Consider the following 12,027-nt stretch of genomic DNA (forward strand, 5'->3'; position numbering starts at 1 on the left):
AGACCACGCCGGTAGCCGGGAGAGCGACGGGTAGGTCATGCACTTTGGCTATGACCGCACCGGAGCTGGACATCTTGCGCCTGCTCGTTCTCGTCGGCGAGCTGGGCAGCATTAGCCAGGCCGCCGCCGTCCTCGGGATGACGCAGCCGTCGGCGAGCAAACGTTTGTCCACTGTGGAACGCAGGCTCGGCCTGGTGCTGATCGACCGCACTCGCCGCGGTTCCGCGCTCACCCCGGACGGCCGCGTGATCGTGGGCCGGGCGCACCGCGTGCTCGGCGAGCTGGCCGGACTGCTCGACGGCGCCGAAGCCCTGCGGACCCGGCACGAGGCCGGACTCCGGATCGCGGCGAGCATGACGCTGGCCGAGCATCTGGTCCCGGGGTGGATCGGCGAGCTCAACCGCGCGAATCCCGGCCTCCGCCTCGGTCTGGAGGTCACGAATTCGGATCAGGTCGCCGAACTGGCCCGTTCGGGCAAGGTCGACCTCGGCTTCGTCGAGTCGCCAGGGGCACTGCCCGGTCTCACGTCGTGGAAGGTCGCCGTGGACCGGCTCGTGGTGGTCGTCTCCGGTGGCCATCCCTGGGCGCGCGACCGTCGGCCGCTGACCGCGGCGGAGCTGGCGAGCACGCCGCTCGTGGTGCGGGAACCCGGTTCCGGAACCAGGGAGACCGTCGACACCGCACTGCGCAAGGCCGGGCTGGGACCGGTGAAACCTTTGCTGGAACTGGGATCCGCGTCCGCCGTCCGCAACGCCGTCGTCGCCGGCGCAGGCCCCGCGGTGATCAGCGCGCTGGACGTCACGGACCACGGACTGGTGCCTGTCGAGGTGGAGGGTGTCGACTTCGGCCGGACGATGCGCGCGGTGTGGCCGGAAGGCCGGCGTCTCGCCGGACCTGCGGCGGAGCTGCTGGCATTGGCGGTGCGCCGGTCGTCCCGAGGGTGATCTGGACCCCTGTCCCACATCGTAACTGGCACTCGCCCAGGGCCCGACTTGTTCCTACGGTGACCGGAACCACAATGGAGCTCCCAGCGCCACCGCTCCGGCGGTGCGTGCGAGAAGGAGGAGACGTGACTTCAGCGTCCGACCCGGCACAGAGCAGCGGCCTGAAACCAGGGCTCAAGCAGCGACATATGAACTTGATCGCCCTCGGCGGCGTCATCGGAGCCGGACTGTTCGTCGGCAGCGGCGTGGTCATCCAGTCGGCCGGTCCGGCCGCGGTGATCTCGTTCCTCATCGCCGGCCTGATCACCGTGCTCATCATGCGCATGCTCGCCGAGATGACGATCGCCAAACCCGCGCTCGGGTCGTTCTACGTCTACGCGAGGGAAGCGCTCGGCAACCGCGCGGGCTTCGCCGTCGGCTGGATGTACTGGTACTTCTTCGTCATCGTCGTGGCGGTCGAAGCGGTCGCGGGCGGCCGGATCCTGCAACTGTGGGTACCGGACGTGCCACTGTGGGTGCTCAGTCTCGGCCTGCTCCTGATCCTCACCGGCACCAACATGGTCTCGGCCCGTTCCTACGGCGAGTTCGAGTACTGGTTCTCCTCGATCAAGGTCGTCGCGATCGTCGTCTTCCTGGTCGTCGGCGCCCTGTACCTGTTCGGTTTCTGGCCGGGTGCCCACGGCGGTTTGACGAATCTGGTCTCCCACGGCGGATTCGCGCCACTCGGTATCGGCGCGGTACTCGCCGCGGTGGTCCCGTGCATCGGTTTCTACACCGGCGCGGAGATCGTCACCATCGCCGCCGCCGAGTCCGCGGAGCCGCAGAAGGCCGTCGCGAAGGCCATGCGGTCGATCATCCTCCGGGTGGTGCTGTTCTACGTCGGTTCGGTGTTCCTCGTCGTCGCGATCAAGTCCTGGGACGATCCGGCGACCGCGGTGAGCCCGTACGCGGCCGTGCTGGAGGTGCTCGGCATCCCGGCCGTGGCGACGATCATGAACGCGATCGTCCTGACCGCGGTGCTGTCCTGCCTGAACTCGGCCCTGTACACCTCGTCGCGGATGCTGTTCGCGCTCACCAGCAACGGCGACGCGCCGAAGGCGTTCACCAGGCTTTCCCGCAGCGGTGTGCCGCGGCGCGCGATCCTGGCCGGGACGGTCATCGGGTACGTGTCCGTCATCGCCGCCTACACCTCGCCCAACCTGATCTTCCAGTTCCTGGTCAACTCCTATGGCGCCGTCGCGCTGTTCGTGTATCTCTCGATCGCGCTCGCGCAGGTGCGGCTCCGCCGCAGGCTGGAACGGGAGGACCCGGACAAGCTCACGCTCAAGATGTGGCTGTTCCCGTGGCTGAGCTACGCGACCATCGCGCTGATGGCCGGGGTGATCCTGGCGATGGCTCTGCTGCCGTCCACCCGCTCGCAGTTCTGGCTCAGCGCGGTGACGCTGGTGCTGATCCTCGTCGGATTCGAGATCCGCAGGCGGCGCGGCAAGCCCGTGGCCGGGGTTCCGGCCGAGCCCGGCCCCGTCGAACCCGAGCGGGACGCGGCCCCGGCCGCCGTCCGGGAGTGACCCGGTGGTCCCTGACGGACGGTGTGGTGCACACACCGTCTGTCAGGCCGGGCCGAGTGGGATCAGGCGTCTCGCCTCGTGATGGCGGCGAGTCCGGCGTAGATCGCCACGGTCACCCACACCGCCATCGCGATGAGCGCGCCCAGCGGGGAGAGGTGTGTTTCCGTCGCCGCCCCGCTGAGCTGGCCCGCCAGTTCCGAGGGCAGCACCGAGGCGATCCGGCCGCCCCAGGGCGCGGGCAGCAGCATCTGCGGCAGCATCGGGAGGGCGAAGAGCAGCACCGCCATCGTGACCAGCGTTCCGGCGGTGGACCTGATCATCGTGGCGAGGCCGAGCGCGATCAGGGCGACGACCATCATCAGCAGGCCCTCGGCCAGTACCGCCGGAAGACCGGTGTCCACAGTGGTCAGTGACCCGATGGGCCGGTCGCCGATCAGCAGCCTGCTCACGAAGAACGTCGCGACCGCGATCACCTCGCCCGCGATGAAGGTGCTCGCCGCGACGACCAAGGCCTTGGCCAGCAAGAGCTTCCGTCGTACCGGGACTGCGACGAGGCTGGTACGGATCATTCCGGTGGAGTACTCGGACGTGGCGGTCAGGATGCCGAAAGCCATCAGGCACAGCTGCACGACGGTGAGGACGGAGGTGCCGTCACCGAGGCCGCCGAAATGGGCGCGTTCGTCCGGGGTGGCCGCGTCCCAGGCTCCGGCGGAGATCAGGGCCATCAGGCCGCCGACGAAGACGGCCGAGGCCGAGGAGGCCAGCAGCACGCGAGTCGAACGGACCGATCTCGCCTTGACGGTTTCCGAAGCGATGACGTCGATCACGGGTTCGCCCTTTCCGCGCGGTATTCGATGCTGTCGTCGGTGAGCTTGAGGTAGGCGTCTTCGAGGGAGTCGCTGCGCGGCGTGAGCTCGTGTACTGCGATGTGGTTCCGCACGGCGATGTCACCGATGGTCACGGCGTCGAGTCCTTGTGCGGCAAGGCTTCCGTCCGGCTGGCGGGTGACGACGGCACCGGCCGACCGCAGCAGGCGGGTCAGCTCGGCGACGTCCGGCGTGCGCACCAGCACGTCGCGCCGGAACCGTTCCGCGAGTTCGCTGATCGAGGCCTCCGCGATCAGCCTTCCCCGCCCGACGACCACGATGTGATCGGCGGTGAGTTCCATCTCGCTCATGAGATGACTGGAGACGAGGACGGTTCTGCCTTCGGCCGCCAGCGAGCGCATGAGGTCGCGGATCCACCGGATGCCTTCCGGATCGAGGCCGTTGCCCGGCTCGTCGAACAGGAAGACGCCGGGATCGCCGAGCAGGGCCGCGGCGATCCCGAGCCGTTGCTTCATCCCGAGGGAGAACCCTCCGATCCGCTTGCCCGCGACGCCGGCGAGACCGACCCGGTCCAGCACCGCGCGCACCCGCGCCTTCCGGATCCCGTTGCTGCGGGCCAGGCAGTACAGGTGGTCGAAGGCAGTACGCCCGCCGTGCACGGCGGACGCGTCCAGCAAGGCACCCACCTGGTGCAGAGGGCGATCGATGGCCGCGTAGTGCCGCCCGTTGATCAGCGCGTCGCCGGAGGTCGGTGTGTCCAGACCGAGCACGGCCCGCATCGTGGTCGACTTGCCCGCCCCGTTGGGGCCGAGGAATCCGGTCACGTAGCCGGGTTCGACCCGGAAGGAGAGATCGTCCACGGCGACCGTCGGGCCGTAGCGTTTGGTCAGTTCCCTGATCTCAATCATGACGGAAATACTGTCCCGCCAACGGGATCGGCGAATCGGACCGAGGGGCGAAGTCGCGGGTGCGACCACGGTCGTACCCGCCCCGGCGCCGCGGCCAGGTCATCCACTCTGCGGATGACCTGGCGGTGCTTGAGGAGCTACTGCGAGCGCAGGAAACTTTACGGACGCGCGGTTGACCTCCAGTAAGGTTGAGATTCTATCGTCCGTTCATGACGATTCAGTTGAACCACACCATCATCAACGCCACGGATCGGGCCGCCACGGCGGACTTCCTGGTCTCGATCCTCGGGCTGCCCGAGCCCGTCGAATACGGCCCGTTCCTGGTGGTCCAGACCGGCAACGAGGTCTCGCTCGACGTCATGCACAGCACCGAGGAGTTCTCCCGGCAGCACTACGCGTTCCTGGTCGAGGAGGACGAGTTCGACACGATCTTCGGGCGGATCCGCGACGGAGGCGTGCCGTACTGGGCGGGGCCGAGGCACCACCGGCCCGGCGAGATCAACACCGAGGACGGCGGCCGGGGTGTCTACTTCGACGACCCCGACGGTCACATCCTGGAGATCATCACCCGCCCGTACGGATCCGGCGGCTCCTGAACCGGCCGGGAACCACGGCGGGCACCACGCGGTGTCCGCCGTTTTGCCCTTCGAGGCAACTCCGTCTCGTTCGCGGCTTCTAGCGTCTTGGGCAAACCACCCGGTCGAAGGGACGAGCCCGTGGACACACAGACGTCGATGGTGGCGCTGGAGGTCATGGAAATTGACGAGGCGTCCATCATCCCGTTCTTCACGATGGTGGCGGAAGCCTACGAGGCCATGGAGGACAAGGAAAACCTCGACGGCTTCAAAGCGAAGCTGAACGAGAAATCGGATTTCCCGGCCGAGCGGGAACTCTTCCTCCGGCACGTCGAGGACACCGACCGGATGGAGCTGGTCCGACATCTGGCCGAGCTCGGAGCCGACGAGATCCAGCGGGAATGGGAAGCGGCTCAGGCGGCGGGACAGCCGGACGAGGAGGACGAGCCGGATCGGGCGCCGTTCGTGGCCGATCTTCAGACCTACAGCGGGTACTGGGATCGGACCGAGGAGGGTTGGCCGGTCTTCACGGACGCTTTCCAGGGGTATGCGGAGGGTACTCATGGTCAGGTGGCGGTCGGGTTCTTCGAGCGTGCCGCGGCGGGGGAGGACAAGCAGGCCTTGTTCGCCGAGTTCGAGGTGACCTTCGCAGACGACGGTGAGCCCGACGACCCGATGAAGGCCGTGGGGGAGCGGTTCGCCACCCTGTGGGCGGAGTTCGACGGCACCCGGGAGAGCTGGGACCAGTGCCGCGACCTGACCTACGGCGCGGCCAACGAAGCGGACCCGCAGCTCTACGCGATGGTGTACGAGCAGTTCCAGGCGTTGGAGGAACTGCCGATGCCGGACCGGGTCACGCGGCTCAACGAATGGGGCTTCGACCTCAGCGCGACCGGCGAGGAAGACGAGGACGCCACCTTCGCCGCCATGGACGCCATGTTCGACGAGGAAACGATCGCCGAGACGACCAGACGGCTCACCGACGCCGCGGCCACGGCCCTCCCCGAAGAGGCTTCGAGGGTGATCGGCCAGGCGTTCGACGACGTCCTGGCGGAACTGCCCTGGGCGGGAAACCTGACCCAGGAGGAGATCGACGAGGTGCTCGCCTCCGTCAAGAACGACCTGCAGACCAGCTGAGCCGGCGCACCGACCCCGTCGATCGAGAGGAATGACCGATGACCAGCGAAGTCAAGGACGCGCCCGGCAGGGACCTGACCGACCTCAAGGTCCGGCTCGCCGAGGCGCTCCGCGTGCACATGACGCCGGACTTCTCGGCCGAGGAGCTCGACACCGCCGCGGTCATGGAAGCGCTGGATCGTGCCATCGCCGTGACCGGCCTGGACGAAGACGAAGCCGCCGCGTTGTGGGAGTCGTTCGTCGAGGTCGTCGAGCAACTTCCCGAAGCCACGAAGCTCGACGACGCGGACCTCGCCGAGATGATCGCCGAGATGACGATGGCGACCGACTGACGACGGCAGACCACGGCGCGCAGCGAAAGGACCCGGAGACGTGACCGCACCTACGCAGACCAAAGCCGACAGCGCTACCAAATCGACCGTTTCGGTCATGTGGAAGCAGCTGTACACCTCCAAACGAGAAAAAGCGGTGGCGAAATTCGCCAAGCTTCCGCCCGCCGAGCTCGAAAAGCGGAAGACGGAGATGCTGGAGACCATCAAGACGGTCAAAGACCCGCTCAACATGAAGAATCTCCAAGCCATGCAGCTGGCCGCCGACATCCACGAGCTGGGGAACTACGAGTTCATTTACCTCAGCCCCAGTGGCAACGGGCTCCTCGTCCAGGGCAAACTGCTCGAACGGACCGCGGCGACCTTGCGCGACAAGGTCGTCACCAAACTGTTCACGGCCGACCAGAACCTGCGGGGTGCGCAGACCCCGGAGCAGCTGATTCCCGCGCTCGCGACCGCGGACAGCGCGATCAAGGCGTCCGGCGACATGATCGAAGAGCTCGCCAAGACACTCGCCAAGCTTCAGACCTACGCGCCGCAACTGCTGGAAACCAAGGCGGCGAAGGCATGGGCGAATCAGAATCCGAGCAAGGCCACGAAGGCGATCGAAGTCATTCTGAAGATCGGAAACGGAACGCTGGCACTGGGCACCGAGTTCATCCCGCCGGGGTACCGGACGCTCGGCGCGATGGCGGAAGCGGGCAAGGCGGGTTTCGACCGCGTGGTACAGGAATTCAGACTCGCACGGGACGCGAAGGAATTCCAGGACGAGAACCTGAAGGGCGCGGCCTTCGACAAGCTCACTGAAGACCCGGCCGCCATGGCGAAGTACGTGGCGGATCAGTGCGGCAAGAACTTCGACCTGTTGCTCGCCGTCGCCGGTATCGCCTGTGTGGAGGTGCCTGGCTGGGGCGAGGTCGTCTCACCGGCGATCGCCGGGGCCGGTCACGCCTATTTCCAGGAGCGGGTGAGTTTGCTCGAGGCGTCGTTGAAGAAAGCGGCAGGCGCCACAGCCAAGACGTCGAAGGAAAAGGTGCTCGAAAAGACCAAAGAAGCGATCAAGGCGACGGTCAAGGAAATCAAGGACAAGCTGAAGGACCATCTGCTCGAGGCAGTGGGTTCGGCGGGCTTGACCGCGCTTCAGCTCGGACGGTCGAAGACCATGGCCGTCGAGTCGATCTCCAGATTCGTGGTGAAGCAGATCGTCAAGTACCTGCCCATCGACCCGGCGCAACCGATCTCCGGGGATCAGCTGAAGGCCGACATCCAGGAGATCACCAACAACTCGACTCTCACGCTTTATCACAAGAAGGGCCAGGCCGAGGCGCCCATCGATTACCCCTCGGAGACCGCGGACGGGGTGAAGGTCACCATGATCATGGACCCTGTCCCGAGAAAGGACGGGGCACGCACTTTCGTCTGGGCGAAGGCCGAGGGACTGCAAGGCAGGTTGTACCTGGACGACAAGAGCTTCGTCGCCGAGCTACCCGACCCCGAGATCTCCCAGCTTCCCGACGCCGTCAAGGACGGGCGCCCGATCGACATGATCCGTTCCGGCAAGGAGAACGGCCAGTACGTGGCGAGGGTCGAGGGCATATGGGGCCTGGTGGACCCCAAGACCAAGGCGTGGGCGTATGGGCAAGATCTGACAGCCAACGTGAAGGGCAGTGTCGCGTACAACATCACCGCCCTGCTCAGCGGCAAGGTTCCCCAGTCGTATCAAGGAAGACTCTGACCTGGGCCGTCGTGAGCGGTGCGGCCGGTCCGGAACCGGCCGCACCACTCACGAATCTTTCAGCAGCTGATGTACGGATACACCCAGTCTCCCCAATCCCCGGCGGAGCCGTCGCCGCCGTCGTCCACGGCGAGCGCGAGCACTTGCACGTCCTTCACCGGCACGACGAGGTACTGTGAGGGATCTCCGTGCCGCATGTTCCCCGTGGCCTCCAGCTCGACGCCGTCCCCGAGCACACGGAATCCGAGTGTCCCGTTAGGTCCCCGGTCGTCGACGCCCACCGTCACGGCGAGCTGCTTGCACTTGCCGCCGAGGTAGTACTTCACCACCGACGGCGCGTGCGCGCCCAGCCCGCCGCGCGGGGAGACGACGCCGTTGATGGTGAAGGGGTGTCCGTTGTCGACGCTGTCCCGCTCGACCGGGCCGAGGCCGTTCTCCATCGAGATCCACGGAACGAGGTTGGGCGACACGCCCGATGTCGGCGCGAGCATGAGCGGTGCTTCGCCCGACGCGGTCGCGGTCCGCGGGCCTTGCGTGGTCTCGTAAGTCACGACGGCAGGCATCTTGAACGGCTGGGTGGCGGTCCCGATCGGGCGCAGCGTTGTCGTGGTCTTCCACGTTTCACCCGGTGGGAGGATCTCGATGGTCGCTTCGGTGGGGCCCTCGAACTGCCATTGCGCGGGCTCGGTCAACCGCAGACGAGAACCGTAGACCGGCGTGGTGCCGTTGTTGGTGAACTCGACCGTGGCGGTCACCGGCTGGGACGGCGGCACGGAGCCGGGCAGGTCGACGGTCAGCGACGTCCGCGGCGCGGCGGACGCGGTCCTGGGCCACACGCGCAGCACGGTGGCGGCGTGCCGCCCGACGGTTCCGCCGAGCGCGCCGGTCGTGACGGTCTCGTCGCCCGTCCACAGATCACGCACGCGATACCCGGCCGAGTCGGGAAGTCCCGCGTCGGCCACGGAGGTGGTGATCGGCGCGGCGAGCTCGCCGCGGTTGAGCAGCACCAGCACGGCCGATCCGTCGGACATCGGTTTCGTCCACACCTCGGTCCATCCCGTGTCGCGGACCTTGTGCCCGGCGACGCCGGCCCAGTCCCGTTGGACGGCGATGATGTCGGGATTGTTCATTTCCGCGGCCGGAAGGTTGACGTCCGCGGACAGGAACATGTCGACCACCAGTGGCGCGTTGAGCACCGCCCACAACCCGAGTTTGGCCTGGCGCTCCGCGGTGTTGAGGTAGCTGAAGGTGAAAGAGCCCGGCATGTTCCAGCCGCCCGGGCCTTGGTGCCCGTCGAGCCCGAACTGTTTGTCGAGACTTTTCATCGAGAAACCGAAGTCCGAGGTCGAGTTCCAGTCGTTCGATCGCCAGACCTGGGCTCCGGCGGCCCGTGCCCACAGCCACTGCTTCTGGGCGCGGTCGTAGTCGTCGATCTCGAGCGTGATCGGACGGCCGGCGCGTTTGATCGCGTCCGCTATCTTCTTGACCCGCGCGGGCGCGTCGCCGTTGACGCTGTAACAGGTGTCGTAGCGCAGGTAGTCCACGCCCCAGTCGGCGAAGGTCCGGGCGTCGAGGTCCTCGTGGTCGAGCGAGCCCGCCGCCCGGCCGCTACAGGTTTTCGCGCCTGTGCCGCTGTACAAGCCGATTTTGAGCCCGCGTGAGTGGATGTAGTCCACCAGCGCCGGGATGCCGGACGAGAAGGGGGCGCTGACGGTGAGCTTGCCGTCGGCGTCGCGCTGATCCGACTGCCAGCAGTCGCCGACCATGACGTACTCGTACCCGGCGTCACGCAGCCCGGTCGTGACCAGCTGGTCCGCCGCGGCCTTCACGGCGGCCTCGCCGAGCCGGGCGGAGTCACAGTAGGGAGACCCAGTCGCCCAGGTGATCCCCATCGGGGGTCTTTCGCCCGGAACCGGGTCGGGCGGCGTATCGGCCGCCGCCGGGACGGCGGTGGCGGTCAGGAAAAGTGCGCAAAGAAGGACGAAGAAGCGTCGCATTATTCTCCTCGGGAGAAGCGGACAAGACTGCCAGGATCGTCTTGTCGCGCGACAAAGGTCAAGAGGGATGCGTTGGCCTGTAGGGTCATCCGGTCGTAGAGTTCGCGCCGTGACCGAGTTGCCGCGCGAGATCATCGAGCATTACCGGTCGATCGACGAGGGAGCACGACTCACCGGCGCGGTCGGCCGTCTCGAGTTCCTGCGGACCCAGGAGATCGTGCGCCGGCATCTGCCCGCCGGCTCCCTGCGCGTGCTCGACATCGGCGGGGCCACCGGAGTGCATGCCGCCTGGCTCGCCGCCGACGGCCATCGAGTGGCGCTGTTCGACATCGTCGACGATTTCCGGCGACGGACACTGGGCGCCGCGCTGGCTGCCGGAGAACAGGTCGAATGGTTCGTCCTCTACACCGAAGCCAATGTCGAAATCGACATCACGGCCGCCGACGCGTTGCGCGAAATCTGCGTGGAGCTGCGGCGGCACGGAATCACGTTCGCCTTGGCCAGGGTGAAACAGGAACTGCGGGAAGACCTCGCGGCGGCCGGTCTCCTGGAGCTGATGGGCGCCGGGTACCTGTATCCGACGCTGCCCAGCGTGGTGGAGGCGTTCCGCCGGAGGGGGAAGTCGGGTACCGGTAAGGAAAGGAAATCGGGCATGAACGATGTCCAGAGCACACCGGCTGTCCTCGAACAGGATCAGGAGGAACCCTCATGAAAGGCCGGACGGTCGAGGACGTCATGACCGGCGAGGCCCACTCGGTTCGCCGGAGCACTCCGCTCTCCGACGTGACGAGGATTCTGGCCGCTCGCGGCATCAGCGCGGGGGTCGTGAGTGGAAAGTGTCGTTAGAACGACTCAAAACACTCACGACCCCCGTGCCCAGGAGCACCACCTTCGCCTTACTCCTCACCGGCTAAGGGCCGCCCATCAGGTCGTACGTCAGGTAGCAGTCGGCGGAGGCCTCGACGACGATTGTCGTGAACGTTCCGGCCGGGGTGACGCCTACGGTGAAAACGGGGTGCGAAGGCCCGAACAGAGTGAAGACTTCATCGACCCGCACCAGCCCCGGGTCGCTGTCGCCTCTCCCGAGGCGCAGCTCGGCACGAGGCTTGCAATACGGTCTTGCTCTCTGCTCCGGAGTTCTTTCTTCTTCGCACCATCGCGCGCCGGCGCACGTCACGTCGCTGCGGTAGTCCCGGCCGTTGTAGTGGATCTTGTACGGAAGGCCCCTTTCTCCCGGCAGGGCGTAGCCGAAGCGGTTCGCCACCTTGGGGAGGAACGGGGCGCCACACAGCGCGGCGAGCACCACCAGCACAGCGAGGGAAACCACACGCCTGCGGACACGTCGACGACGTGTCGGGGACCGGTCGTCGACGTCTTCCGCGCTCATGGCTCCATCGTGCCCGAGATAGAGGATCCAGGTTTCGTCGTGGACATCGGGAAAGATGTCGGCATGACGGAAATACCTTCCGCGGCAGACCCCGAGAGACGCCACCATTTGGAGGCCTTGCGGAATGTCGCTCAGGCCGAATTGGCCGCCGCCGGATTGCCGGTGGCGCCTGGTGGCCATCCGACGGGCACCGCCGGTGCGGTCGTGATGGTCGATATCCCGGATTTGCGGGGCGTGCTGATCGACTGGCGAGCGCACGATGTCCTTGTCGACGCGGCACAAGAAGCCTGGTTCGACGACCCGCATCGGGAAGGCGAGGAGACAGCCGAGTTCGCGCGGTTGACGTCCACGATCGGTGAGGCGATGGCCGTGGCGATGCGGACCATCCTGACGGCCGCCGGGATGGAGGTGTCCGGCACCGGCAACGACTACGCACCTCATGAGCTTTTGGTGACCCGAAGGCTGGTCCCCTCGGCGTGGAGCGCACGCCGCGACGCGCGGTTCTCCCGGCGATTCGAGGCGATGGGCGCGGCCTGGAACGCTCGGCATGCTGCGGAATGCCCGAATCCGGACTGCGAACATCACCACCCCAAGTAAAGGAGCGGCGACGCCAGGCCCGG

At 66.9% G+C, this 12,027-nt stretch carries 12 protein-coding genes; 8 read left to right on the plus strand and 4 right to left on the minus strand.

Annotated elements, in window-relative coordinates:
• The first annotated feature begins 50 nt into the window (after nt 1–50).
• Nucleotides 51–944 (plus strand): LysR family transcriptional regulator, encoded by an 894-nt coding sequence (locus B0293_RS03795; protein WP_039919181.1) that lies wholly within the window; start codon nt 51–53, stop codon nt 942–944.
• 188 nt (nt 945–1,132) lie between these two features.
• The gene (locus B0293_RS03800) at nt 1,133–2,512 is read left to right on the plus strand and encodes an amino acid permease (protein WP_005163673.1); all 1,380 of its coding nucleotides are present in this window, start codon (nt 1,133–1,135) and stop codon (nt 2,510–2,512) included.
• 62 nt (nt 2,513–2,574) lie between these two features.
• Here the strand turns inward: B0293_RS03800 and B0293_RS03805 are convergent, their stop codons facing one another.
• Complete coding sequence (locus B0293_RS03805; RefSeq protein WP_005163672.1) at nt 2,575–3,339, minus strand: ABC transporter permease; 765 nt, start codon at nt 3,337–3,339, stop codon at nt 2,575–2,577.
• Nucleotides 3,336–4,247 carry an ABC transporter ATP-binding protein gene (locus B0293_RS03810; protein WP_005163671.1) on the minus strand — a complete coding sequence of 304 codons (912 nt, stop codon included), beginning with the start codon at nt 4,245–4,247 and terminating at the stop codon, nt 3,336–3,338. Before B0293_RS03810 ends, B0293_RS03805 begins: the two co-directional genes overlap by 4 nt.
• A gap of 209 nt (nt 4,248–4,456) precedes the next feature.
• Between B0293_RS03810 and B0293_RS03815 the strand changes: the two genes are divergently transcribed.
• The 4 genes from B0293_RS03815 to B0293_RS03830 all read left to right on the plus strand — a co-directional run bounded on the left by B0293_RS03815 (nt 4,457) and on the right by B0293_RS03830 (nt 8,023).
• Nucleotides 4,457–4,843: a VOC family protein gene (locus B0293_RS03815; protein ID WP_039919180.1), complete on the plus strand. Its 387-nt coding sequence runs from the start codon at nt 4,457–4,459 to the stop codon at nt 4,841–4,843.
• A gap of 120 nt (nt 4,844–4,963) precedes the next feature.
• Nucleotides 4,964–5,959, plus strand: coding sequence for a hypothetical protein (locus B0293_RS03820; protein WP_005163669.1), 996 nt, complete (start codon nt 4,964–4,966; stop codon nt 5,957–5,959).
• 38 nt (nt 5,960–5,997) lie between these two features.
• Nucleotides 5,998–6,291 carry a hypothetical protein gene (locus B0293_RS03825; RefSeq protein ID WP_005163667.1) on the plus strand — a complete coding sequence of 98 codons (294 nt, stop codon included), beginning with the start codon at nt 5,998–6,000 and terminating at the stop codon, nt 6,289–6,291.
• Between the two features lie 97 nt (nt 6,292–6,388).
• Nucleotides 6,389–8,023, plus strand: coding sequence for a hypothetical protein (locus B0293_RS03830; RefSeq protein WP_039919179.1), 1,635 nt, complete (start codon nt 6,389–6,391; stop codon nt 8,021–8,023).
• Between the two features lie 59 nt (nt 8,024–8,082).
• Here the strand turns inward: B0293_RS03830 and B0293_RS03835 are convergent, their stop codons facing one another.
• Nucleotides 8,083–9,915, minus strand: a complete 1,833-nt coding sequence (locus B0293_RS03835) for an NPCBM/NEW2 domain-containing protein (protein WP_245192031.1) — start codon at nt 9,913–9,915, stop codon at nt 8,083–8,085.
• A 214-nt stretch (nt 9,916–10,129) separates the two neighbouring features.
• On the opposite strand from B0293_RS03835, the gene B0293_RS44120 reads away from it, so the two are divergent.
• Nucleotides 10,130–10,732 (plus strand): STAS domain-containing protein, encoded by a 603-nt coding sequence (locus tag B0293_RS44120; protein ID WP_005163661.1) that lies wholly within the window; start codon nt 10,130–10,132, stop codon nt 10,730–10,732.
• A gap of 198 nt (nt 10,733–10,930) precedes the next feature.
• Here B0293_RS44120 and B0293_RS44125 read toward each other — a convergent pair whose 3' ends face one another.
• Nucleotides 10,931–11,587 (minus strand): hypothetical protein, encoded by a 657-nt coding sequence (locus tag B0293_RS44125; RefSeq protein ID WP_245192030.1) that lies wholly within the window; start codon nt 11,585–11,587, stop codon nt 10,931–10,933.
• A 27-nt stretch (nt 11,588–11,614) separates the two neighbouring features.
• Between B0293_RS44125 and B0293_RS03850 the strand changes: the two genes are divergently transcribed.
• Nucleotides 11,615–12,004 (plus strand): hypothetical protein, encoded by a 390-nt coding sequence (locus B0293_RS03850; RefSeq protein WP_245192039.1) that lies wholly within the window; start codon nt 11,615–11,617, stop codon nt 12,002–12,004.
• Nucleotides 12,005–12,027 lie beyond the last annotated feature (23 nt).

The organism is Amycolatopsis azurea DSM 43854, from assembly GCF_001995215.1.
Classification (GTDB): Bacteria; Actinomycetota; Actinomycetes; order Mycobacteriales; family Pseudonocardiaceae; genus Amycolatopsis; species Amycolatopsis azurea.